This window comes from Variovorax sp. AC194 (assembly GCF_979257995.1).
Map to the genome: position 1 here is coordinate 3,413,154 of NZ_OZ409823.1, position 24,729 is coordinate 3,437,882.

Consider the following 24,729-nt stretch of genomic DNA (forward strand, 5'->3'; position numbering starts at 1 on the left):
CCGCATGCTCAAACAACGCATCCTCACGGCGATCGTGCTGCTCGCGATCCTGCTGCCAGCGCTGTTCTATCGACACTACATTCCCTTCGCCTGCGTGATGCTGGTGCTGATCGGCGCGGCCGCGTGGGAATGGGGGCGCCTGAACGGCTACGGGCAGGGCATGTCGCTGTTCCTCGGCGCCGAGATGGTGGTGCTCTGCGGACTTTCGTGGTGGCTGGGGCTGCTGGAGCAGCCGCTGGTCCTCATGTGGACCCTGGCGAGCGCGGCCTGGGTGCTCGGCGGCGCGGCGCTGCTGCGCGTGGCGGTGCCGGGCTGGCCCCGCATTCCGCGCGGGCTGCGCCTGGTGGGCGGCCTGCTGGCGCTGTGGGTCGCGTGGCTGGCCGCGGTGCAAGCCCGCATGGTCGGCATCAACTTCCTGCTGTCGATCCTGGTGCTGGTCTGGGTGGCGGACGTGTTCGCCTATTTCGCGGGCCGCGCCTTCGGCCTGAAGTTCACGCGCGGCAAATTGGCCCCGGCCATCAGCCCGGGCAAGAGCTGGGAAGGCGTGTGGGGCGGAATGATCGGCGTCGTTGTGCTGGCCTTTGCCTGGGTCTGGGCCGACCGCTACTTCGGCGCGACGGTGCCCAGCCTCTACACCCGCCTGAACGAACGCGGCTGGTGGCTGCTGCTGATCGGCGCGGTGTTTCTCGCTGCGATGAGCGTCGTCGGCGACCTCGTCGAATCGCTGATCAAGCGCAGCGCCGGCGCCAAGGACAGCAGCCGGCTGCTCCCCGGCCACGGCGGCGTGCTCGACCGCGTGGATGCCCTCTTGCCGGCACTTCCCATTGCCATGATGCTGGCCTTCCTGTGAACACTCCCAAACAACGCGTCACGGTGCTGGGCTCGACCGGATCGGTCGGCGTCAGCACGCTCGATGTCATTGCGCGGCACCCCGAGCGCTTCGAGGTGTTCGCGCTGTCCGCCGCCACCAAAGTGGACGAAATGCTCGCGCAGTGCGCGCAGTTCTCGCCGCAGTTCGCCGTCATGGCGAGCGCGCCGCACGCCGAAATGCTCGCCGAGAAGCTCAAGCAAAGCGGCCTGAAGACGCGCGTGCTGATGGGCCCGGATGCTATTGAAAACATAGCTTCGCACGACGACGTGGATGCCGTCATGGCCGCCATCGTCGGCGCTGCCGGGCTTGGGCCGTGCCTGGCCGCGGCGCGCGCCGGCAAGCGCCTTCTGCTGGCCAACAAGGAGGCGCTGGTCGTCGGCGGCGAACTGTTCATGCGCACGGTGCGAGAGGGCGGCGCCACGCTGCTGCCCATCGACAGCGAGCATTCGGCCATCTTCCAGTCGCTGCCCGAGGACCCATCCACCTGGGCGCGGCGCATCGACAAGATCATCCTGACCGCTTCAGGCGGCCCGTTCCTCACCCGTTCGCCCGGCTCTCTGGGCGCCGTGACGCCCGAGCAGGCCTGCGCCCATCCGAACTGGGTCATGGGCCGCAAGATCTCGGTCGACTCGGCCACGATGATGAACAAGGCGCTCGAGGTGATCGAGGCGCGCCACCTGTTCGGCGTCTCGCCCGAGCAGATCGAGGTCGTCATCCATCCGCAGAGCGTGGTGCACTCGATGGTGCAGTTCACCGACGCTTCGGTCATCGCCCAGCTCGGCACGCCCGACATGCGGGTACCGATCGCGGTCGGCCTGGCCTGGCCCGAGCGCATCGAGAGCGGGGCGGCGCGGCTCGATTTCCGCCAGATGGCGTCGCTGACCTTCGACGCGCCCGACGCGGCACTCTTCCCCGGCCTGGGTCTTGCGTGGCATGCGTTGCGCGCCGCACCGGGCACGACGGCGGTGCTCAACGCGGCCAACGAGGTCGCCGTGGAGGCTTTTCTGGACCGGCGCCTGCGTTTCGACCGCATTCACGCGGTCAACATGGAAACTTTGGAAACCGTCGCCCCCTCCAAGCCGGCATCGCTGGCCGACCTGCTGGCGCTCGACGCCAGCGCCCGGGCGGCCGCCAATGCCGCGGCGCTGCGTTTCGCGGCCTGACTTTCTCCATTCGCAGAGGATCCGATGCTCACTGTCATAGCCTTCGTGGTTGCACTCGGCGTCCTGATCGCGGTGCATGAATACGGTCACTACCGCGTGGCCGTCGCCTGCGGCGTCAAGGTGGAGCGCTTCTCGGTCGGCTTCGGCAAGGCGCTGTTCCGTTGGCAGCCCAAGCGCCAGCACCCGGGGCAGCAGACCGAATTCGTCATCGCCGCCTTTCCGCTGGGCGGCTACGTCAAGATGCTCGACGAGCGCGAGGGGCCGGTGGCGCCCGAGGAGCGGCATCGGGCCTTCAACACCCAGCCTCTGCGTTCGCGCGCTGCCATCGTGGCGGCGGGCCCCATCGCCAACCTGTTGCTGGCGATCGTGCTCTACACGGCCGTCAACTGGATCGGCGTGGAAGAGCCGGTCGCAAGGCTCGCGCAGCCGGTGGCGGCTTCGCTGGCCGAGGCTGCGGGCCTGCGCGGCGGTGAACACATCACGCGCGCCGGCTTCGACGGCGATCTGACGCCGGTCCAGTCCTTCGAGGACCTGCGCTGGCGCATGACGCAGGGCGCCCTCGACGCCCGCGATCTGACGCTCGAAGTGGCCGGCGAAGACGGCAAGCCCGCGCGCCAGCTCGTGCTGCCATTGAGCCGGATGGAGGCCAAGGACGCCGATCCGCAGATGTTCCGCAAGATCGGCATCCTCGCCCCGCTGACCCGGCCGGAGATCGGCGACGTCATGGCCGGCAGCGCCGGCGAGCAGGCGGGCCTGCGCAAGGGCGACTTGGTGCGCGCCGTCGGCAATACGGCCATCTACGACGGACAGCAACTGCGCGAGGTGATCCGCGCGTCGGTCGACGGCAGCCAGCCGCGTACCCAGGCCTGGCAAATCCAGCGTGACGGCCAGCCGCTCTCGCTCCAAGTGAAGCCCGAGGTGCGCGAGGAGGGCGCCGCGAAGGTCGGCCGCATCGGCGCCTACGTCGGCGCGCCGCCCGACATGGTGACGGTGCGCCAGGGCCCGGTCGACGGCGTCTGGCGCGGCGTGGTGCGCACATGGGAGATGTCCGCATTGACCGTCCGCATGATGGTCAAGATGGTGACCGGACAGGCCTCGCTCAAGAACCTGAGCGGCCCGCTGACCATTGCCGACTACGCGGGCAAGTCCGCGAGCCTCGGCCTGACCCAGTACCTGATCTTCCTGGCGGTCATCAGCGTGAGCCTGGGCGTGCTCAATCTCATGCCGCTGCCGGTCCTCGATGGGGGACACCTGATGTATTATCTTTGGGAGGGCCTGACCGGCAAAAGCGTCTCTGACGCCTGGATGGAACGGCTTCAGCGCGGCGGTGTCGCCTTGTTGCTGGTCATGATGTCGGTCGCACTCTTCAACGACGTCACGCGGCTCTTTGGTTAACTTTCTGCCCGGCCCTTTCCGTGCCGGCTCAATTCTCAGATGAACAAAAACTCCAATCGCTTTCGCCTGCGTAGCGTTGTCGCGGTGGTCGCCAGCGCACTTGCAGCCACGGCAGCCTGGGCCGTCGAGCCTTTCACGGTGCGCGACATTCGCGTCGAAGGCTTGCAACGCGTCGAGGCCGGCACGATCTTCGCGTCGCTGCCAGTGCGCGTGGGCGATACCTACAGCGACGAACGCGGCTCGGCCGCCATTCGCGCGCTGTTCGACCTGGGGTTGTTCAAGGACGTCCGCATCGACGTGAACGGCAACGTGCTGGTGGTGATCGTCGAAGAGCGCCCGACCATCGCGGACGTCGATTTCGTCGGCACCAAGGAATTCGACAAGGCAGCGCTGCAGAAGGCACTGCGCGAAGTGGGCCTCACCGATGGCCGTCCCTACGACAAGGCGCTGGCCGATCGTGCGGAGCAGGAGCTCAAGCGCCAGTACGTGAGCCGCAGCCTCTACAACGCGCAGGTCGTGACGACCGTCACGCCCATCGAGCGCAACCGCGTCAACCTGACGTTCACCGTCACCGAAGGCGATTCGGCGCGCATCCGCGAAGTCCACATCGTCGGCGGCAAGGCCTTCAGCGAATCGACGCTGCTGAGCCTGTTCGATCAGGACAGCGGCGGCTTCATGAGCTGGTACACCAAGTCCAACCAGTACTCGCGCGCCAAGCTCAACGCCGACCTCGAAACCCTGCGTTCGTACTACATCACGCGCGGCTACCTCGAGTTTCGCATCGATTCGACCCAGGTGGCCATCTCGCCGGACCGCAAGGACCTGTCGGTCACGGTCAACATCACCGAAGGCGAGAAGTTCGTGGTGGCCGGCGTCAAGCTCAACGGCAACTACCTGGGCCGCGACGACGAATTCAAGTCGCTGATCACCATCAAGCCCGGCGAGCCCTACAACGGCGAACTGGTCACGGAAACCACCAAGGCGTTCAGCGACTATTTCGGCACCTTCGGCTACGCCTTCGCCCGCGTGCAGGCCGTGCCCGATATCGACCGCGTCAACAACCGCGTCACGCTCACGCTGCAGGCCGAGCCTTCGCGCCGCGTGTACGTGCGCCGCGTGTCCGTCGGCGGCAACAACAAGACCCGCGACGAAGTGATCCGCCGCGAGTTCCGCCAGTTCGAGGCCTCCTGGTACGACGGCGACAAGATCAAGCTCTCGCGCGACCGCGTGGACCGCCTGGGCTTCTTCACCGAAGTGAACGTCGAGACCCAGGAAGTGCCCGGCTCGCCCGACCAGGTGGACCTGACCGTCAACGTGGCTGAAAAGCCCACCGGCAGCCTGCAGCTGGGTGCCGGTTACTCGAGCGCGGAAAAGGTCGCGCTGACCTTCGGCATCTCGCAGGAAAACGTGTTCGGCTCGGGCAATTTCCTGGGCGTGTCGGTCAACACCAGCAAGTACAACCGCACGCTGTCGCTGACCACCACCGATCCGTACTTCACGAAGGACGGCATCTCGCGCACGATCAGCGTCTATCACACGACCACGCGACCGTACTCGACCAACATCGACGGCGACTACAAGCTGGTGAACCAGGGCGCGTCCATCCGTTTCGGCGTGCCGTTCAGCGAAGTCGACACGATCTTCTTTGGCATCGGGCTCGAGCGGTATGCGTTCGATCCGAACACCTCGACCTCGTTCTCCGGGCTCTACACGCCGCCGTCCTACCTTCGCTACTTCCAGTGCCAGAAAGATGCGACGGGCCTGTTCGTGACCGGTTGCGACCAGAAGAGCGTGTGGGGCGTGCCTCTCACCGTTGGCTGGGGCCGCGACAGCCGGGACAGCGCGCTGATCCCGACGACCGGTCGCCTGCAGCGTGCCAACCTCGAAGTCGGCGCCGCTGGCGACATGCAATACGTCAAGACGAACTACCAGTACCAGCAGTTCTTCGCGATCAACAAGCAGTACACCTTCGCCATCAACGGCGATGTGGGCTACGCGAAGGCCCTGGGCAGCAAGGTCTACCCGATCTTCAAGAACTTCTATGCGGGCGGTCTCGGTTCGATCCGTGGTTTCGAGCAGAACTCGCTCGGTCCGCGCGACGTGCCGTTGCTCGGCCAGACCGAAGGTGCCGCACTGGGCGGTACCAAGAAGGCGGTCTTCAACGCCGAGCTCAGCACGCCGTTCCCGGGTGCCGGCAACGACCGGACCCTGCGCCTGTACGGCTTCTTCGACGTGGGCAACGTGTTCGGCTCGCGCGCACCGGGCCTGACCGACGAGCAGTACAAGGCGCAGAAGAAGTTGCGCGCCTCGGTCGGCCTCGGTATCAGCTGGATTTCGCCATTGGGCCCGCTGCGCCTTGCGTACGCTTTCCCCGTCAAGTCGCAAAAGGAAGTGCTCGATCCGAACACCGGCTTCATCGTGATCCCGAAGGATAGAATCCAGCGCTTGCAATTCCAGATCGGAACGTCTTTCTAAATGAAGCATTTGATTCGCGCCGCGGCTGGCGCGTTGTTGATTCCCGCTTTCGCGATCGTGGCTGCGCCTGCACAGGCGCAGGAAACCTTTCGCATCGGCTTCGTGAATCCGGACCGCGTGCTGCGTGAAGCGCAGCCGGCCAAGGCAGCCCAGGCGAAGCTGGAAGCCGAGTTCCTCAAGCGCGAGAAGGACCTGACCGCGCAAGGCGACGCACTGAAGACGGCCTCGGAGCGGTTCGAGCGCGAAGCGCCGACCATCTCCGAAAGCCAGCGGGCAACGCGCCAGAAAGCGTTGATCGACCAGGACCGCGAATTCCAGCGCCGTCGCCGCGAGTTCCAGGAAGACCTGAATGCGCGCAAGAACGAAGAGCTCCAGCAGGTCTACGAACGCGCCAACCGCGTCGTGAAGCAGGTGGCCGAAGCTGAAAAGTACGACGCCATCCTGCAGGAAGCGATCTACATCAATCCGAAGCACGACATCACCGACAAGGTGATCAAGGCGCTGAACGCGTCGGTCGGCTCCACAGCGCCCGCGGCCGGCAAGTAACGCCGCGAACCGGCGTGTCGCTGCAGCTCGGAGCCATCGTTGACGCCCTGGGGGGCGAGCTTCATGGTGATGCCACGCTGTCCATCGAGCGGCTCTCGCCGCTCCAGAATGCGCAGCCTGATGCGCTCAGTTTCCTGAGCCATCCCAAATACCAGCAGGAACTGGCGGCCTCCAAGGCCGCCTGCGTGATCGTGTCGCCTGCCATGCAGGAGGCCGCTGCCGCGCGGGGCGCGTTCATCGTCACGCCCGACCCCTACCTCTACTTTGCGCGCCTGACGCAGCTCTGGAAGGCGCACCACGCGCGCCCGGAGGCCGATCTCATCCACCCGTCCGCCGTGATCCATACGGAAGCGCACGTCGACGCGACGGCCCGCATCGGCGCGCTCTGCGTGGTGGAGCGGGGCGCACGGATCGGCGCGGGCACGGTGCTCAAGTCGCGCGTGACGGTCAGCGAAGACTGCACGATCGGCGATCGCTGCCTGCTGCACCCGGGCGTGGTGATCGGCGCCGATGGCTTCGGCCTGGCGCTGCACCAGGGCGCCTGGGTCAAGATCGAGCAGCTGGGCGCGGTGCGCATCGGCAACGACGTGGAGATCGGCGCCAACACCTGCATCGACCGCGGCGCGCTGGACGACACCGTGATCGAAGACGGCGTGAAGCTCGACAACCTGATCCAGATCGGCCACAACGTGCGCGTCGGCAAGAACACCGCCATGGCGGGCTGCGTCGGTGTGGCCGGCAGCGCCACCATCGGGGCCAACTGCACCTTCGGCGGCGGCGCCATCGTGCTGGGCCATCTGACGGTGGCCGACGGCGTGCACGTGTCCGCCGCGACCACCGTGACCCGATCGATTCACAAGGCCGGCCAGTACACCGGCATGTTTCCCATCGATGACAATGCGAGCTGGGAAAAAAATGCGGCAACGCTCAAGCAGTTGCACAGCCTGCGCGAACGACTGAAGGCGCTGGAGAAGGCTCCCCCGAAAAAATGACGACGATGCAGGAACAGAAAATCATGACGACGCTCGATATCCATCAAATCCTCAAGCTGCTCCCCCACCGCTACCCGTTCCTGCTGGTGGACCGCGTGCTGGACATGGAAAAGGGCAAGCGCATCACGGCGCTCAAGAACGTGACGATGAACGAGCCGTTCTTCAACGGCCACTTCCCGCACCGTCCGGTGATGCCGGGCGTGCTGATGCTCGAAGCCATGGCGCAGGCCGCGGCCCTGCTGTCGTTCCACTCGCTGGACATCGTGCCCGACGACAACACCGTCTACTACTTCGCCGCCATTGACGGCGCGCGCTTCAAGCGCCCCGTGGAACCCGGCGACCAGCTCACGCTGGAAGTCGAGATCGAACGCATGAAGGCCGGCATCTCCAAGTTCAAGGGCCGCGCGCTGGTAGGCAGCGAACTGGCCTGCGAAGCCACGCTGATGTGCGCGATGCGCCAGATCAGCTGACCCGGCCCCTGTCACTTCAAGGCATGACCCAGGTTCATTCGACAGCGCTCGTCGACCCCCAGGCACAACTCGACGCCTCGGTCTCGGTCGGGCCCTACACCGTCATCGGCCCGCACGTGCGCGTCGGGGCGGGCACCACCATCGGTGCGCACTGCGTGATCGAGGGGCGCACGACCATCGGGCGCGACAACCGGATCTTCCAGTTCTCGTCCCTCGGCGCGATCCCGCAGGACAAGAAATACGCGGGCGAGCCGACCGAACTGGTCATCGGCGACCGCAATGTCATTCGCGAGTTCTGCACCTTCAACCTCGGCGTGCCGGGGGCAGGGGGCGTGACCCGCGTGGGCAACGACAACTGGATCATGGCGTACACGCACATCGCGCACGACTGCCATGTCGACAACCACACCACGCTGGCCAACAACACGACGCTCGCGGGCCACGTGCACCTGGCCGACTGGGTCACGGTCGGCGGGCTCACCGGTATCCATCAGTTCGTCTCGGTCGGCGCGCACGCCATGGTCGGCTTCGCGAGCGCGGTTTCGCAGGACGTGCCGCCCTTCATGCTGGTCGACGGCAATCCGCTGGCGGTTCGCGGCTTCAATGTCGTGGGCTTGCGCCGGCGCGATTTCTCGGCGCAGCGGCTCGCGGCGGTCAAGCAGATGCACAAGCTGCTGTACCGCCAGGGCAAGACGCTCGAAGAGGCGCGCGCAGGCATCGCCGCGCTGACCGCCGAGATGCCAGAGGCGGCGGCAGACGTTGCCTTGATGGAATCCTTCCTCGCCAGCTCCACGCGCGGCATCGCGCGTTGACGTGACGCCGATGCAGACAGCCGAACAGCGACGCTTCGCGCTGGTCGCGGGCGAAGCGTCCGGCGACCTGCTCGCAGGGCTTCTGCTCGACGGCCTGCAGGCCCGCTGGCCCGACCTCCAGACCGCCGGCATCGGCGGCCCCCGCATGCTCGCGCACGGCTTCCAGAGCTGGTGGCCGCAGGAAAAGCTCGCGGTGCGCGGCTACATCGAAGTGCTGCGGCACTACGCCGAAATCGCCGGCATCCGCCGCCAGCTCAAGGCGCGGCTGCTGCAGGAGCGGCCCGCGCTCTTCATCGGCGTCGATGCGCCCGATTTCAACCTCGATCTCGAAGCGGGCCTGCGCAGCCAGGGCATCAAGACCGTGCATTTCGTCTGCCCCTCGATCTGGGCCTGGCGCCCCAAGCGCATCGAGAAGATCCGGGCGGCCGCCGACCATGTGCTGTGCATCTTCCCGTTCGAGCCCGAGCTGCTCGAAAAGCAGGGCGTGGCCGCGAGCTACGTGGGGCATCCGATCGCCAACGTGATCCCGATGACGCCCGACCGCGCCGCGGCGCGCGCCGCGCTGGGCCTGGCGCCCGATGCGCAGGTCGTCGCCTTGCTGCCGGGCAGCCGCCGCTCCGAGATCCGCTACCTGGCCGCCCGTTTCTTCGCGGCCGCCGCGCTGATGCAGAAGGCGCGGCCCGCGCTCCAGTTCATCGCGCCCATCATCCCCAGCCTTCGTGCCGAGGTCGACGCCTTGCTCCAGGCGAGCGGCATGGCGGGCCGGGTCAAGCTGCTCGACGGCCAGTCGCACGCCGCGCTGGCCGCCTGCGACGTCACGCTGATCGCCAGCGGCACCGCCACGCTGGAGGCGGCGCTCTTCAAGCGGCCGATGGTCATCGCGTACAACATGAACGGGCTCTCGTGGCGACTGATGCAGCGCAAGCAGTTGCAGCCGTGGGTCGGATTGCCCAATATCCTCTGCCGCGAGTTCGTGGTGCCCGAGTTGCTGCAGGAAGCCGCCACGCCCGAAGCGCTGGCCCAAGCCACGCTGGCCTGGCTCGACGCGCCCGAAAAGACGCAGGCCCTGCAACAAAGATTTTCCGAGCTGCACGTGCAATTGCAGCGCGATACGCCGACACTTTGCGCCGATGCGATCCAGAAAGTTCTTGAAGGCTGAGCAGGCCCGCCTCGTGTGGGACGCGCCGGGACTGCTCGCGGGCGTCGACGAGGCCGGCCGCGGCCCGCTGGCGGGCCCCGTGGTGGCCGCGGCGGTGATCCTCGACGACACGCGACCGATCCGCGGCCTCGCCGATTCCAAGACCCTCACGGCGCTGCAGCGCGAACGCCTGCACGACCAGATCCTCGCCAAGGCCCTGTGCTGCTCCATCGCGCAGGCGAGCGTCGAGGAAATCGACACCCACAACATCCTGCAGGCCACGATGATCGCCATGCGCCGCGCCGTAGAGGGCCTGCGCCTGAAGCCCGCCAAGGTGCTGGTCGACGGCAATCGCCTGCCGACGCTGGACGTGCTGGCCGAAGCCGTGGTCAAGGGCGATGCGCTCATCAAGGCGATTTCGGCCGCGTCGATCCTGGCCAAGGTCCATCGCGACCGGCTGTGCGAGCAACTGCACACCGAATTCCCGCACTACGGTTTTGCCGGCCACAAGGGCTACGGCACGCCAGAGCACCTCGAGGCGCTGCTGAAACACGGCGCCTGCGTGCATCACCGCCGGTCGTTCAGTCCGGTGGCCGCGGCGCTGACGCGAACGGCGGCCGGCGCGTCCCTGGTCATCGAAACGCAAACGGCGATGCCGATGGTGATCGCGACGGTCGAGACCGTGCACCTCGACCTGCGCGCCGCGCCCTGATCCGCCGATGACGACCGACGCCGGCGCGAGCCACATCAGCTCGCGCGACAACCCGCTGCTCAAGGACCTGCGCAAGCTCGCCCAGGATCCGGGCGCCTACCGGAAGCTGGGCCGGATCTGGCTCGAAGGCGATCACCTGTGCCGCGCGGCGCTGGCGCGCGGCGTCAAACCGGCGATCGCGGTGTTTTCAGAGTCTTTCTGGCCGACTGCCCCAGCGGAATGGGGCGCGAGTGCTATCAAAACCGTAGTTGTCGCCGACGATTTGCTGCGCGGCGTGAGCGGGCTGGAATCGCCGGCGCCGATGGGCTTCGTGCTCGATCAGCCGGCGCGGCCCGAGTTGATCCCCGACGCCCCGAGCGTGGTGCTCGACCGCCTGCAGGACGCCGGCAACGCCGGCTCCATCCTGCGCAGCGCTGCCGCTTTTGGCTTCACACAGGTGATCGCGCTCAAGGGCACGGCCGCGCTCTGGGCGCCGAAGGTGCTGCGCGCCGGCATGGGTGCCCATTTCGGCCTGCGGCTGATCGAAGGCGTCGAAGCCGATGCGCTGGACGCGTTGAAAATCCCCTTGGTCGCCACCAGTTCGCACCACGGCGAGTGGCTGCACAAGACCCGACTGCCGTACCCCTGCGCCTGGCTGATGGGCCATGAGGGGCAGGGCGTTTCCCCCGCGCTGGAGGCTCGGGCGACCCATCACATCCGCATCGCCCAGCCCGGCGGCGAGGAGTCGCTGAACGTGGCCGCCGCCGCCGCCATCTGCCTGCATGCGAGCGGAGCGGCCCTTCAGGCCGGATAGGCCCCAGTCCGGGCTACAATCGGGGGCTTACTCGCAATAGCGTCGCCCGGCCGCCTTTAACGCCAAAATCCCCTTGAAGCAAGTCCGCAGGCAACGCGCCTGGGGCTCCGGGCGACCGTAACCATCCGGAGAACCCAGTGCTTTTGTCTCTCAAGGGAAGTTTCCCGCCCGCCATCCTGGCGCTCGCAGACGGCACGGTCTTTCAAGGCAATTCGATCGGAGCCGCCGGCTCCACGACCGGTGAGGTGGTGTTCAACACCGCCATGACCGGTTACCAGGAAATCCTCACCGACCCGAGCTACTGCCAGCAGATCGTCACCTTGACGTATCCGCACATCGGCAACTACGGCGTCAACGGGGAAGACATCGAAGCCGACAAGATCCATGCCGCGGGCCTGATCATCAAGGACCTGCCCCTCGTCGCCTCCAACTTCCGCCAGACCGCCACGCTGAGCGAATACCTCGTGGCCGGCAAGACGGTGGCCATCGCGAACATCGACACCCGCAAGCTCACGCGGCACCTGCGCACCCACGGCGCGCAGAACGGCTGCATCCTGGGCCTGACCGAAGGCGAAGCGGTGACGCAGGCGCTCGTCGACAAGGCGGTCGCCGCCGCCAAGGCCGCGCCGAGCATGGCGGGCCTGGACCTCGCCAAGGTGGTGTCGGTCACCGAGACCTACGAATGGACCGAAACCGAGTGGAAGCTCGGCGCGGGTTATGGCGTGCAGATCACGCCGAAATTCCACGTCGTCGCCTTCGACTACGGCGTCAAGAAGAACATCCTGCGCATGATCGCGCAGCGCGGCGCGCGCATCACTGTCGTGCCGGCGCAGACCCCGGCCGCCGACGTGCTCAAGCTCAAACCCGACGGCATCTTCCTGGCCAACGGCCCCGGCGACCCAGAGCCCTGCGACTACGCCATCAGCGCCGTCAAGGAACTGATCGAGACCGGCATTCCGACCTTCGGCATTTGCCTCGGTCACCAGATCATGGCGCTCGCCTCGGGCGCCAAGACCTTCAAGATGAAGTTCGGCCACCATGGCGCGAACCACCCGGTGAAGGACCTGGACAACGGCCGCGTGAGCATCACCAGCCAGAACCACGGCTTCGCGGTGGACGAGAAGTCGCTGCCGGCCAACCTGCGTCCCACGCACATCAGCCTGTTCGACAACACGCTGCAGGGGCTGGCGCGCACCGACAAGCCCGCGTTCTGCTTCCAGGGGCACCCGGAAGCCTCGCCGGGTCCGCACGACATCGGCTACCTGTTCGATCGCTTCACGGCACTGATGGAAAAGAACAAGACAGAAAAGACGGAAAAAACGGAGAGCACGAATGCCTAAGCGCACAGACCTCAAATCGATCCTCATCATCGGCGCCGGCCCGATCATCATCGGCCAGGCCTGCGAGTTCGACTACTCCGGCGTGCAGGCCTGCAAGGCGCTGCGCGAAGAGGGCTACAAGGTCATCCTGATCAACAGCAACCCCGCCACGATCATGACCGACCCGGCCACGGCTGACGTCACCTACATCGAGCCCATCACCTGGCAGACGGTCGAGAAGATCATCGCCAAGGAGCGCCCCGACGCGATCCTGCCCACCATGGGCGGACAGACCGCGCTGAATTGCGCGCTGGACCTCTGGCGCAACGGCGTGCTCGACAAGTACACGGGCGCGTCCACCGGCAAGCCGGTCGAGCTCATCGGCGCGACGCCCGAAGCCATCGACAAGGCCGAGGACCGCCTGAAGTTCAAGGACGCGATGACCAAGATCGGTCTCGGTTCGGCCCGCTCGGGCATCGCGCACACGATGGACGAAGCCTGGGCCGTGCAGAAGACGCTGGGCTTTCCGACTGTGATCCGCCCCAGCTTCACGCTCGGCGGCACGGGCGGCGGCATCGCCTACAACCCCGACGAATTCGAGACCATCTGCAAGCGCGGCATCGAAGCCTCGCCCACCAACGAGCTGCTGATCGAAGAGTCGCTGCTCGGCTGGAAAGAGTACGAGATGGAGGTCGTGCGCGACAAGGCCGACAACTGCATCATCGTCTGCTCGATCGAGAACCTCGACCCGATGGGCGTGCACACCGGCGACTCCATCACCGTGGCCCCGGCACAGACGCTCTCCGACAAGGAATACCAGATCCTGCGCAACGCCTCGCTGGCCGTGCTGCGCGAGATCGGCGTCGATACCGGCGGCTCGAACGTGCAGTTCTCCATCAACCCGAAGGACGGCCGCATGGTCGTCATCGAGATGAACCCGCGCGTCTCGCGCTCCTCGGCGCTGGCCTCCAAGGCCACGGGTTTCCCGATCGCCAAGGTCGCGGCCAAGCTGGCCGTGGGCTACACGCTCGACGAGCTGCGCAACGAGATCACCGGCGGCGCCACGCCCGCCTCGTTCGAACCGTCGATCGACTACGTGGTCACCAAGATCCCGCGTTTCGCGTTCGAGAAATTCCCGCAGGCCGACTCGCGCCTGACGACGCAGATGAAGTCGGTGGGCGAGGTCATGGCCATGGGCCGCACCTTCCAGGAATCGTTCCAGAAGGCCCTGCGCGGCCTTGAAGTGGGCGTCGATGGCCTGAACGAGAAGACGCAGGACCGCGAAGTGCTCGAGAAGGAACTGGGCGAGCCCGGCCCCGAGCGCATCTGGTACGTGGGCGATGCCTTCGCCATGGGCCTGAGCGTCGATGAAGTGTTCGCGCTGACCAAGATCGACCCGTGGTTCCTGGTGCAGATCGAAGAGATCGTGAAGATCGAGCTCGAGCTGGAAACCAAGTCGCTGGACGACATCGACAAGGACACGCTGCTCGCGCTGAAGAAAAAGGGCTTCTCCGACCGCCGCCTGGCCAAGCAGCTCAAGACCACCGACACGGCCATCCGCGAGAAGCGCCGCGCCCTGGGCGTGCGCCCGGTCTACAAACGCGTGGACACCTGCGCCGCCGAGTTCGCGACCAACACGGCCTACATGTACTCGACCTATGAAGACGAGTGCGAGGCCGACCCGACGGACAAGAAGAAGATCATGGTGCTCGGCGGCGGTCCCAACCGCATCGGCCAGGGCATCGAGTTCGACTACTGCTGCGTGCACGCCGCGCTCGCCATGCGCGAGGACGGCTACGAGACCATCATGGTCAACTGCAACCCCGAGACCGTGTCCACCGACTACGACACCTCGGACCGCCTGTACTTCGAGCCGCTGACGCTCGAAGACGTGCTGGAGATCGTCGACAAGGAAAAGCCACTCGGCGTGATCGTGCAGTACGGCGGCCAGACGCCGTTGAAGCTCGCGCTCGACCTCGAAGCGAATGGCGTGCCGATCATCGGCACCTCGCCCGACATGATCGATGCGGCCGAAGACCGCGAGCGCTTCCAGAAGCTGCTGCATGAACTCGGCCTGCGCCAGCCGCCGAACGCCACCGCGCGCACCGAACCCGAAGCGCTCGAAAAGGCCGCGGCCCTGGGCTACCCGCTGGTGGTGCGCCCGAGCTACGTGCTCGGCGGCCGCGCGATGGAAATCGTGCACGAGCAGCGCGACCTGGAGCGCTACATGCGCGAAGCGGTCAAGGTCAGCAACGACTCGCCGGTGCTGCTCGACCGCTTCCTGAACGACGCCGTCGAGTGCGATGTCGACTGCATCCGCGACGCCGAAGGCGGCACGCTGATCGGCGGCGTGATGGAGCACATCGAACAGGCCGGCGTGCACTCGGGCGACTCCGCCTGCTCGCTGCCGCCCTACAGCCTGAGCGCCGAGACCATTGCCGAGCTCAAGCGCCAGAGCGCCGCCATGGCGGCCGCCCTGAACGTGGTGGGCCTCATGAACGTGCAGTTCGCGATCCAGCAGAAGGACGGCAAGGACGTCATCTACGTGCTCGAAGTGAACCCGCGCGCATCGCGCACCGTGCCTTACGTGAGCAAGGCCACCGGCATCCAGCTGGCCAAGGTGGCGGCACGCTGCATGGCCGGCCAGTCGCTCGCGTCGCAGGGCGTGACCAAGGAAGTGACGCCGCCGTACTTCAGCGTGAAGGAAGCCGTGTTCCCTTTCGTCAAGTTCCCGGGCGTGGACACCATCCTCGGCCCCGAGATGAAGTCGACCGGCGAAGTGATGGGCGTGGGCAAGACCTTCGGCGAAGCCTTCGTGAAGTCGCAGATCGGTGCCGGCACGCATCTGCCGAAGTCGGGCAAGGTCTTCATCTCGGTGAAGAACAACGACAAGGCGCGCGCCGTCGAAGTGGCGCGCGGGCTGGCCAAGCTGGGCTTCGAGCTGATCGCCACCAAGGGCACGGCCGCCGCCATTGCCGCCGCGGGCATCGAATGCGCGACGGTGAACAAGGTGACCGAAGGCCGCCCGCACATCGTGGACATGATCAAGAACAACGAGATTGCGCTGGTCATCAACACGGTGGAAGAGCGCCGCAACGCGATCACCGATTCGCGGCAGATCCGCACCTCGGCACTGCTGGCGCGCGTGACGACCTTCACCACGATCTTCGGCGCCGAAGCCGCGGTCGAGGGCATGGGCTTCATGGACGAGCTGGGCGTGATCTCGGTGCAGGAGATGCACGCGCAGCTCGCTGCAGCCTGAGCGCCGCCATGGAAACGCAGCTCGTCGAACTCGACCTCCACGACTGGAACGCGGCCACGCCCAACGAGGCGTGGATCGCGGCGCTGGAAGCGGGCAAGGTGCTGTACTTTCCGCGCCTGGGCTTCGAGCTGCTGCCCGAAGAGCGCAGCCTGCTCACGCCCGCTCTGCTGTCGCCCGATGTGCGCAACATCAGCCTGGACGCCAACGGCAAGCTCAAGGGCGCCGTCGGCGACGAGGCGGTGCAGCGCACGGCAGCGGCGATGGTGGGGCGCTTTCGCGCGCAGGCGCAGCAGCTGATCCACGGCCTGCTGCCGCACTACACGCCGGCCCTGCGCCTCGCGCCCACGAGCTATCGGCCGGCGCAGGTCGAGACGCGCGTGCAGTCGTGGCGTGCGGACGACCGCCGGCTGCACGTCGATGCGTTTCCGTCGCGACCCAATTACGGCGAGCGCATCCTGCGCGTGTTCACCAATGTGAACCCCGAGGGCGCGGCGCGCGTCTGGCGCGTGGGCGAGCCCTTCGAGGACATCGCCAGGCGCTTCCTGCCGCGCGCCAAGCCGTATATGCGCTGGCAGGCCAGGCTGCTGCAGGCGCTGCACGTGACCAAGTCGTTCCGCAGCGAATACGACCACCTGATGCTGCAGCTGCACGACGGCATGAAGTCGGACATGGCATACCAGGAAACCTCGCCGCAGGAGAAGGCCGAGTTTCCGCCGGGCTCGGTGTGGGTGTGCTTTTCCGACCAGACCTCGCACGCCGTGATGGCCGGCCAGTACATGCTCGAGCAGACCCTTCATCTGGCCGCTTCGAAGCAATACAATCCCGACTCGAGCCCGCTCGCCATCCTGAGCCGGCTGACCGGACGCAATCTCGTCTGATCTGTCCCCCCAATCGACCGCCGAACGGCATCGTTCGGCGGTTTCGCTTTATGGAGAACCAAACATGGCCACCATTCCAATCACCAAGCGCGGTGCCGAAAAGCTGCGCGCCGAACTGCATCAGCTCAAGACCGTGGAGCGCCCCTGGGTCATCAACGCGATCTCCGAAGCCCGCGCGCAGGGCGACCTGAGCGAGAACGCCGAGTACGAGGTCGCCAAGGACCGTCAGGGCTTCATCGAGGGCCGCATCCAGGAGGTCGAGGGCAAGCTCTCGGCTGCGCAGATCATCGATCCGACCGAGCTCGATGCCGGTGGCAAGGTGGTGTTCGGCTCGACCGTGGAACTCGAGGAAGAAGAGTCGGGCGAAGCCGTCAAGTACCAGATCGTGGGCGAGGACGAGGCCGACCTGAAGCTGGGCCTCATCAACATCTCCAGCCCGATCGCCCGCGCGCTGATCGGCAAGGAAGAGGGCGACACCGCCGAGGTGCAGGCCCCGGGCGGCCTCAAGCGCTACGAGATCGTGGCCGTTCGCTACCTCTGATCCACCAGGTCGATAGAGCCTTCGATGAAAGACCGTCTGGCCCTGCTGCTGGCCGCCTTCTGGTGGGGCAGCCTCACGACGATCGGCTTCCTGGTGGTGCCGATGCTGTTCGCCAAGCTCGGCAACCCGGCTGTCGCGGGTAATTTCGCCGGCCAGCTGTTCGAGGCGCAGAGCTGGGTCGCCATCGGCTGCGGCCTGATCCTCTTGATTCATTTCCGGAGCAAGGCCGACGAGCGCATGGATGCAGCCACGATGACCTCCATCGGCATCGTCCTTGGCGCGCTGCTCCTGGCGCTGCTCCAGCAGTACGCCGTGGCGCCGCGCATCCTGGCGCGGGACAACCTCAAGCTGTGGCACACCATCGGCAGCGGCATGTATGTCGTCCAATGGCTGTGCACCCTGGTGCTGCTCTGGCGCATGGGCGCCCGGCCGGCCCGCTGACCAGCCGCCGATAAAGCGGCGATGGCGGCCTGCGCCGCCATCTATTCACTCGCTCACTCTTTCCAGAACTTCGCGACCCAGCTCGCCGGCCGGATGTAGCGGAAGGCGCGATTGCGCCGTCCCGCCAGCGCATCGGGCGGATTGCACTCGCCATGAAAGATCATGATGCGTGCGTCCTGGGGAACGAAGGGCGCTTCCCAGTAGTTGGTCGGCCAGGTAGGGATGCCGTGGTACTTGAAGCTCGGGCACCAGGCGTCGGGCCAGTAGGAGAGCTTGCCCTGCGCGTGCAGCATGGCGGACAGGTAGGTCTGCTCGTTGCGGTACTCGGCCTGGACCTTGTCCATGTTGTTCCGGAAGTACGCCAGCACGTCGGCATGGGCGCCCAGCTCGAACCGGTAAACCGAAGAATTCCCGGTGATCCGCCGGCCGCGCCAGGGGCGCGCGTAGTCGTGAATGATCAGGAACTCGCCGGGCTGCTCGAAGAAGGCATCCAGGCTGCCCACGACGACCACGTCGACGTCCAGAAAGAGGGCGGTCCCCCGCAGGCCGTGCAGGTCGCCTTCGAGCGTCGTGAGCTTCTTCCAGGCGCCGTCGCGCTGGCCGGGGGCCAGGTGCAGGTTCAGCGGTGGGATCGGCAGGCACGTCACCTCGGGGCGGATGCCGGTGCCGTCATCGGTCAAGCAGACGAACTTGAAGTCGCCACTGAGATTGCGGCGCACCATCGCGTAGAGGCGGTTGACGTATTCGGGGCCGTACTTCGTGCCCCACTTCATGCAGAGGATATGGCGCTCGGCGCCTTGCGCTCCCACCCGGCTCAGTCCGACTGGTTGCGCTTCTTGGCCGACAGCGGCCGCTTGGCCTTGGCGCGCTTGATGGTGCCGCCGGGGGTGAGGCGCTGGTTGCCGAGCACGCGCAGGGTCTTGATCTCGGGGCGCTGGCCGCCGCGCTTGCTGTACTTGAGCACCTTGACGTCGCGCGGGCCGGGCATGCGGTCTTCATCGACCACACGTTCTTTTTCAGGCTTCGGGCGCCACAGCACCAGGAGCTTGCCGATGTGCTGGATCGGGGCGGCGTCGAGCTCTTCGGCGAGCTCGCGCAGCATGGCGTCGCGGGCGAGGCGGTCGTCGGAGAAGACGCGCACCTTGATCAGGCCATGGGCCTTGAGCGCCGCGTCGGCCTCCTTTTTCACGGCAGGGGTGAGCCCGTCTCCACCGACCATGACGATCGGATCCAGGTGGTGAGCTTCGGCGCGGTGCACCTTGCGCTCGGCAGGGGTAAGTTGAATGGCGGGCATCCCCGTATTATCGAGGGTAGAAAGCACCCCCTGACCCGCCGGGCCGTTCCCAAGGCAAATACCGCAGCGCGGAGCACGGAGGTTCCTGATGAACACCAAAGCAAAAAGCAAAAAAGTCAACAAAGCCTGGCTTCACGATCACATCAATGATCCGTACGTGAAATTGGCCACGCGAGAGGGGTATCGCGCACGCGCTGCCTACAAGCTCAAGGAAATCGACGAGTCGCTCGGGCTGGTCAAGCCGGGCCAGTTGGTGGTCGACCTGGGCTCCACGCCGGGGGCCTGGAGCCAGTACCTGCGGCGGCGCATGTCGCCCGAGGGCGCCGCGGTCGGCACGCTCAACGGCACCATCATCGCGCTCGACATGCTGGCCATGGAGCCCATCGAAGGGGTCACTTTTCTCCAGGGGGACTTCCGCGAGGCGGAGCTGCTGGAGCAGGTGCTGGGCGTGCTGGCGGGACGGAAGGCCGATCTGGTCGTCTCGGATATGGCGCCCAACATTTCAGGCATCCATTCGGCCGATGGCGCCCGCATCGCGCACCTGATCGAGCTGGCCGTCGACTTCGCCCAGCACCACCTGAAGCCCGAGGGGGCGTTGGTGGCCAAGCTTTTCCATGGGAGCGGCTATGACGAATCGGTCAAGCTGTTCAAGGCCAGTTTCCGTACCGTCAAGCCGTTCAAGCCCAAGGCATCTCGCGACAAATCGGCCGAGACCTTCCTCGTCGGAATGGGCTTGAAGCCCGTGGATACGCCTTGATACCTTGCCGCCACGGGTCGTCAGGGCACGCAAACCCTTGTCAGGCTATGGCTGCTTTAGGGAAATGACCGTTTTTCGCAGCTTGAAAAGCCTAAAATGGGGCGCAATTGCGTACCCATAGCGCGTTTTTTCATATCCTCGTCACGCGCTTTCGACTGGAGCTTCGTTTGAACAATCAGTGGTTTTCCAAAGTTGCCGTATGGCTCGTCATTGCCATGGTGTTGTTCACTGTGTTCAAGCAGTTCGACACCCGCGGTGGCGTCGGCTCGGGAGCAGTCAGCTACTCCGAGTTCCTGGACCAGGTCCGGAACAACCAGATCAAGAGCGCCGTCATCCCTGAAGGCGCCGGCGGCGGCGAGATCGTCGCCGTCACCAACGACGATCGCAAGATCCGCACGACCGCCACGGTCCTCGATCGCGGCCTCGTGGGCGACCTGATCGATCACAACGTCAAGTTCGACGTCAAGCCGCGCGAAGAGGGCTCGCTCCTCATGACGCTCCTGGTCAGCTGGGGCCCGATGCTCCTCCTGATCGGCGTCTGGATTTACTTCATGCGACAGATGCAGGGCGGCGGCAAGGGCGGGGCGTTCAGCTTCGGCAAGAGCAAGGCCCGCATGATGGACGAGAACAACAACACGGTCACCTTCGCCGACGTCGCAGGCTGCGACGAGGCCAAGGAAGAAGTCCGCGAAGTCGTCGACTTCCTGAAAGACCCGCAGCGCTTCCAGAAACTCGGCGGCCGCATTCCGCGCGGTCTGCTGCTGGTCGGCCCTCCCGGTACCGGCAAGACCCTCTTGGCCAAGTCGATCGCCGGCGAAGCCAAGGTTCCCTTCTTCTCGATCTCCGGTTCCGACTTCGTTGAAATGTTCGTCGGCGTGGGCGCTGCCCGTGTCCGCGACATGTTCGAGAACGCCAAGAAGAACGCGCCCTGCATCATCTTCATCGACGAAATCGATGCGGTGGGTCGCCAGCGCGGCGCGGGTCTCGGCGGCGGCAACGACGAGCGCGAGCAGACCTTGAACCAGATGCTGGTCGAGATGGACGGCTTCGAAACCAACCTCGGCGTGATCGTGGTGGCTGCCACCAACCGCCCGGACATCCTGGACGCAGCACTGCTGCGCCCGGGCCGTTTCGACCGCCAGGTCTACGTCACGCTGCCCGACATCCGCGGCCGCGAACAGATCCTGGGCGTGCACATGCGCAAGGTCCCGCTGGGCCAGGACGTGAACCCGAGCGTGATCGCCCGCGGGACGCCCGGCATGTCCGGCGCCGACCTGGCCAACCTCTGCAACGAAGCTGCCCTCATGGCCGCACGCCGCAATGCGCGCGTCGTCGAGATGCAGGACTTCGAGAAGGCCAAGGACAAGATCTTCATGGGCCCCGAGCGCAAGAGCATGGTCATGCCCGAGGAAGAGCGCCGCAACACGGCGTACCACGAGTCCGGCCACGCCCTCATCGGCAAGCTGCTGCCCAAGTGCGACCCGGTCCACAAGGTCACGATCATTCCGCGTGGCCGCGCCCTGGGCGTGACCATGAGCCTTCCCGCGCAGGACCGCTACAGCTACGACCGCGAGTACATGCTCAACCAGATCAGCATGCTGTTCGGTGGCCGTATCGCCGAAGAAGTGTTCATGCACCAGATGACCACCGGTGCCAGCAACGACTTCGAGCGCGCGACCTCCATCGCCCGCGACATGGTCACGCGCTACGGCATGACCGATGCGCTGGGCCCGATGGTCTACGCGGAGAACGAAGGCGAAGTGTTCCTCGGCCGCTCGGTCACCAAGACCACGAACATGAGCGAGCAGACCATGGAAAAGGTCGACGGCGAAGTGCGCCGCATCATCGACGAGCAGTACGCCCTGGCGCGCAACCTGATCGAAGCGAACAGCGACAAGATGCACGCGATGGCCAAGGCGCTGCTCGAATGGGAAACCATCGATTCCGAGCAGCTCGACGACATCATGGCCGGCCGCGCGCCGCGTCCGCCCAAGGACTGGACGCCGCGCACCCCTCCTTCGGGCAGCGGTGGCAGTGGCGGCACGCCGGCCGTCAATACCGACCCGGCGCCGACCGCCGCTTGAGGTGGGCTTGAAATCAAGCGACAACGGGGCCTCTGGCCCCGTTTTCCATGGTGGGTCCCGTGCAAGTGCGACCTGGCAGACCTCGCGCTTCAGGATCGACCTCGCGCAGCCCCGCGTCATGGGCATCGTCAACGTCACGCCCGATTCGTTCTCCGATGGCGGCGCGCATGCGTCCACCGAAACCGCGCTGCGGCACTGCGAGCAGTTGCTGAAGGAGGGCGCCGACATCCTCGACATCGGCGGCGAATCGACCCGCCCGGGCAGCCCCGCCGTGCCGCTCGACGCCGAACTGGCGCGCGTGCTGCCGGTGGTGCGCGAGGCTGTGAAGCTGAACGTGCCGCTCTCCATCGACACCTACAAGCCCGAGGTCATGCGCGCCGTGCTCGACCTGGGCGCGGACATCGTCAACGACATCTGGGCGCTGCGCCAGCCGGGCGCGCGCGAAGCCGTTGTAGCGCACCCGTCGTGCGGCATCTGCCTGATGCACATGCACCGCGATCCGCAGACCATGCAGGCCGTGCCCATGCAGGGCGACGTGATTCCCGAGGTGATCGCGTTCTGGGCCGCGCAGGTGGCGCAGCTTCGCGCGCTGCGGATCGATCCGTCGCGCATCACGCTGGACCCGGGCGTGGGCTTCGGAAAAACCGTGGCGCAGAATTTCGCCCTGCTGGGCCGACAGCACGAACTGCTCGACGCCGGCTACCCGCTGCTGCTGGGCTGGTCGCGCAAGTCGTCGATCGGCGCGGTCACCGGCATCGAGGACGCGGGCGAGCGCGTCGTGCCCAGCGTCGCAGCCGCCGTGCTGGCCGTGGACCGCGGCGCCGCCGTGGTGCGTGTGCACGACGTGCGCGACACCGTCGCAGCCCTGGCCGTATGGCGCGCGATGAAAGCGACAGAACAACAACCACAACAAACAAAAGAGGAAACCTCATGACCCGCAAATACTTCGGCACCGACGGCATCCGCGGCACGGTCGGGCAGTCGCCCATCACGCCCGACTTCGTGCTGCGTCTCGCGCACGCCGTGGGCCGCGTGCTCAAGAAGAGCCAGTCGCGCCCCACGGTGCTGATCGGCAAGGACACCCGCATCTCCGGCTACATGCTCGAATCGGCGCTCGAATCGGGCTTCAACTCGGCCGGTGTCGACGTGGTGCTGCTGGGCCCGCTGCCTACGCCCGGCGTCGCATACCTCACGCGGGCGCAGCGCGCCAGCCTCGGCGTGGTCATCAGCGCGAGCCACAACGCCTTTCCCGACAACGGCATCAAGTTCTTCAGCGCGCAGGGCACCAAGCTGGACGACGCCTGGGAGCTGGCGGTCGAGGCGGCGCTCGAAGAGGCGCCCGTCTGGGCCGCCTCCGCCGACATCGGCAAGGCGCGCCGCCTGAACGACGCGCCCGGCCGCTACATCGAGTTCTGCAAGAGCACCTTCGCCAACGACCTCACGCTGCGCGACATGAAGCTCGTGGTCGATGCGGCGCACGGCGCGGCCTACCAGGTGGCGCCCAACGTGTTCCACGAGCTGGGCGCGGAGGTGACCAGCATCGGCTGCGCGCCCGACGGGCTCAACATCAACAAGGGCTTCGGCGCGACGCATCCCGAGGCGCTGGTCGCTGCGGTGACGGCGCAGAAGGCCGACTACGGCATCGCGCTCGACGGCGACGCCGACCGCCTGCAGCTGGTCGATGCCAGCGGCCGCCTCTTCAACGGCGACGAGTTGCTCTACCTGATGGTGGCCGAGCGCATCGCGCGCGGCGAGAAGCCGGTCGGCGTGGTCGGCACGCTCATGACCAACAAGGCCGTCGAAGTCGCGCTGCGCGGGCAGGGCATCGAGTTCGTGCGCGCCAAGGTGGGTGACCGCTATGTGCTCGAAGAGCTCGACAAGCGCGGCTGGATCCTGGGCGGCGAAGGCTCCGGCCATCTGCTCGCGCTCGACCGTCACACCACGGGCGACGGCATCGTGAGCGCGCTGCAGGTGCTGCAGGCGTGCGTGCGCAGCGGAAAGACAGTGGCGCAGCTGCTCGAAGGCGTCACGCTGTTCCCGCAGACGTTGATCAACGTGCGCCTCGCGCCCGGTCAGAACTGGAAGGACAACAAGGCGCTGGCCAGCGAAACGCAGCGCATCGAAGCCGAGCTGGGCGACGGCGGCCGCGTGCTGATCCGCGCGAGCGGCACCGAGCCGCTGGTTCGCGTGATGGTCGAGGCGCGCGACGCGGCGCAGTCGCAGTCGTGCGCACAACGCCTCGCGGCCACGCTGGAGCCGGCGCAATGAGCATCCAGACCCTGATCGCGGACTACCGCGATGCCGCGCAGGCCGCGGCGCTGGTCGACCTGCTCGACACCTACGCCCGCGATCCGGCCGGCGGCGGCACGCCGCTCGATGCCGCCGTGCGCGAAGGCTTGCCGGCCGCGCTGGCGGCGCGTCCACAGGCCTTCAGCGTGTTGGCCTTCGATGGCGACACGCCCGTGGGGCTGATCAATTGCATCGAGGGTTTTTCGACCTTCGCTTGCAAGCCGCTGGTCAACGTGCACGACGTGGTCGTGCGGCCCAGCCACCGCGGCCAGCGCGTGGCGCAGCAGATGTTCGCGTTGGTGGAAGAAGAGGCACGCAGGCGGGGCGCCTGCAAGCTCACGCTCGAAGTGTTGTCGGGCAACGCACCGGCGCTGCGCTCCTATGAGCGCGAGGGGTTCGCCGGCTTCCAGTTCGATCCGGCTTTCGGCCAGGCGGTCTTTCTTCAGAAGAAGCTCTGAAAAAGAAAAAGGCCGGGGCGAATTGATCGCCGCCGGCCC

At 66.4% G+C, this 24,729-nt stretch carries 23 protein-coding genes; 21 read left to right on the plus strand and 2 right to left on the minus strand.

The window, feature by feature from the left end:
- Positions 1-4: 4 nt before the first annotated feature.
- From ACZYRS_RS16360 to ACZYRS_RS16435, 16 genes are all read left to right on the plus strand, one after another.
- Positions 5-850, plus strand: a complete 846-nt coding sequence (locus ACZYRS_RS16360) for a phosphatidate cytidylyltransferase (protein WP_198787575.1) — start codon at positions 5-7, stop codon at positions 848-850.
- Complete coding sequence (gene ispC, locus ACZYRS_RS16365; RefSeq protein WP_463420083.1) at positions 847-2,034, plus strand: 1-deoxy-D-xylulose-5-phosphate reductoisomerase; 1,188 nt, start codon at positions 847-849, stop codon at positions 2,032-2,034. The genes ACZYRS_RS16360 and ispC overlap by 4 nt, the downstream gene beginning before the upstream one ends.
- 24 nt (positions 2,035-2,058) lie before the next feature.
- Complete coding sequence (gene rseP / locus ACZYRS_RS16370; RefSeq protein WP_463420084.1) at positions 2,059-3,429, plus strand: RIP metalloprotease RseP; 1,371 nt, start codon at positions 2,059-2,061, stop codon at positions 3,427-3,429.
- Between the two features lie 39 nt (positions 3,430-3,468).
- Positions 3,469-5,904, plus strand: a complete 2,436-nt coding sequence (gene bamA, locus ACZYRS_RS16375) for an outer membrane protein assembly factor BamA (protein WP_463420085.1) — start codon at positions 3,469-3,471, stop codon at positions 5,902-5,904.
- Entirely contained in the window at positions 5,905-6,450 is a 546-nt protein-coding gene (locus ACZYRS_RS16380; RefSeq protein WP_198788445.1) for an OmpH/Skp family outer membrane protein, read from the plus strand.
- 14 nt (positions 6,451-6,464) lie between these two features.
- A complete protein-coding gene (gene lpxD, locus ACZYRS_RS16385; RefSeq protein ID WP_463420086.1) occupies positions 6,465-7,442 on the plus strand; it encodes a UDP-3-O-(3-hydroxymyristoyl)glucosamine N-acyltransferase in 978 nt (325 codons plus the stop codon).
- Complete coding sequence (gene fabZ / locus ACZYRS_RS16390; RefSeq protein WP_463420087.1) at positions 7,439-7,912, plus strand: 3-hydroxyacyl-ACP dehydratase FabZ; 474 nt, start codon at positions 7,439-7,441, stop codon at positions 7,910-7,912. Before lpxD ends, fabZ begins: the two co-directional genes overlap by 4 nt.
- Positions 7,913-7,935: 23 nt before the next feature.
- Entirely contained in the window at positions 7,936-8,724 is a 789-nt protein-coding gene (lpxA, locus tag ACZYRS_RS16395) for an acyl-ACP--UDP-N-acetylglucosamine O-acyltransferase (protein ID WP_198788448.1), read from the plus strand.
- A 10-nt stretch (positions 8,725-8,734) separates the two neighbouring features.
- Positions 8,735-9,883 carry a lipid-A-disaccharide synthase gene (lpxB, locus tag ACZYRS_RS16400; protein ID WP_463420088.1) on the plus strand — a complete coding sequence of 383 codons (1,149 nt, stop codon included), beginning with the start codon at positions 8,735-8,737 and terminating at the stop codon, positions 9,881-9,883.
- A complete protein-coding gene (gene rnhB / locus ACZYRS_RS16405) occupies positions 9,855-10,574 on the plus strand; it encodes a ribonuclease HII (protein WP_463420089.1) in 720 nt (239 codons plus the stop codon). Before lpxB ends, rnhB begins: the two co-directional genes overlap by 29 nt.
- A gap of 7 nt (positions 10,575-10,581) precedes the next feature.
- Complete coding sequence (locus ACZYRS_RS16410; protein ID WP_463420090.1) at positions 10,582-11,367, plus strand: TrmH family RNA methyltransferase; 786 nt, start codon at positions 10,582-10,584, stop codon at positions 11,365-11,367.
- Positions 11,368-11,504: 137 nt separating this feature from the next.
- A complete protein-coding gene (gene carA / locus ACZYRS_RS16415; protein WP_463420091.1) occupies positions 11,505-12,707 on the plus strand; it encodes a glutamine-hydrolyzing carbamoyl-phosphate synthase small subunit in 1,203 nt (400 codons plus the stop codon).
- Entirely contained in the window at positions 12,700-15,948 is a 3,249-nt protein-coding gene (gene carB, locus ACZYRS_RS16420; protein ID WP_463420092.1) for a carbamoyl-phosphate synthase large subunit, read from the plus strand. The genes carA and carB overlap by 8 nt, the downstream gene beginning before the upstream one ends.
- Positions 15,949-15,956: 8 nt before the next feature.
- Entirely contained in the window at positions 15,957-16,826 is an 870-nt protein-coding gene (locus ACZYRS_RS16425) for a Kdo hydroxylase family protein (RefSeq protein ID WP_463420093.1), read from the plus strand.
- A gap of 64 nt (positions 16,827-16,890) precedes the next feature.
- Positions 16,891-17,367, plus strand: coding sequence for a transcription elongation factor GreA (greA, locus tag ACZYRS_RS16430; RefSeq protein ID WP_198788455.1), 477 nt, complete (start codon positions 16,891-16,893; stop codon positions 17,365-17,367).
- 24 nt (positions 17,368-17,391) lie between these two features.
- Positions 17,392-17,808 (plus strand): DUF4149 domain-containing protein, encoded by a 417-nt coding sequence (locus ACZYRS_RS16435; RefSeq protein ID WP_463420094.1) that lies wholly within the window; start codon positions 17,392-17,394, stop codon positions 17,806-17,808.
- Positions 17,809-17,861: 53 nt separating this feature from the next.
- Here the strand turns inward: ACZYRS_RS16435 and ACZYRS_RS16440 are convergent, their stop codons facing one another.
- Both ACZYRS_RS16440 and ACZYRS_RS16445 read right to left on the minus strand, forming a co-directional pair.
- A complete protein-coding gene (locus tag ACZYRS_RS16440) occupies positions 17,862-18,581 on the minus strand; it encodes a glycosyltransferase (protein ID WP_463420095.1) in 720 nt (239 codons plus the stop codon).
- Positions 18,582-18,622: 41 nt separating this feature from the next.
- Positions 18,623-19,102: a YhbY family RNA-binding protein gene (locus tag ACZYRS_RS16445; RefSeq protein WP_198788458.1), complete on the minus strand. Its 480-nt coding sequence runs from the start codon at positions 19,100-19,102 to the stop codon at positions 18,623-18,625.
- An 88-nt stretch (positions 19,103-19,190) separates the two neighbouring features.
- Between ACZYRS_RS16445 and ACZYRS_RS16450 the strand changes: the two genes are divergently transcribed.
- The 5 genes from ACZYRS_RS16450 (at position 19,191) to ACZYRS_RS16470 (ending at position 24,690) form a co-directional block, all read left to right on the plus strand.
- On the plus strand, positions 19,191-19,859 hold the full coding sequence (locus ACZYRS_RS16450) for an RlmE family RNA methyltransferase (protein ID WP_463420096.1): 669 nt from the start codon (positions 19,191-19,193) through the stop codon (positions 19,857-19,859).
- 167 nt (positions 19,860-20,026) lie between these two features.
- Complete coding sequence (gene ftsH / locus ACZYRS_RS16455; protein ID WP_198788460.1) at positions 20,027-21,943, plus strand: ATP-dependent zinc metalloprotease FtsH; 1,917 nt, start codon at positions 20,027-20,029, stop codon at positions 21,941-21,943.
- A 118-nt stretch (positions 21,944-22,061) separates the two neighbouring features.
- Complete coding sequence (gene folP, locus ACZYRS_RS16460) at positions 22,062-22,877, plus strand: dihydropteroate synthase (RefSeq protein WP_463420097.1); 816 nt, start codon at positions 22,062-22,064, stop codon at positions 22,875-22,877.
- Positions 22,874-24,211 (plus strand): phosphoglucosamine mutase, encoded by a 1,338-nt coding sequence (gene glmM / locus ACZYRS_RS16465; protein ID WP_463420098.1) that lies wholly within the window; start codon positions 22,874-22,876, stop codon positions 24,209-24,211. The genes folP and glmM overlap by 4 nt, the downstream gene beginning before the upstream one ends.
- Complete coding sequence (locus ACZYRS_RS16470; RefSeq protein WP_463420099.1) at positions 24,208-24,690, plus strand: GNAT family N-acetyltransferase; 483 nt, start codon at positions 24,208-24,210, stop codon at positions 24,688-24,690. Before glmM ends, ACZYRS_RS16470 begins: the two co-directional genes overlap by 4 nt.
- Positions 24,691-24,729 lie beyond the last annotated feature (39 nt).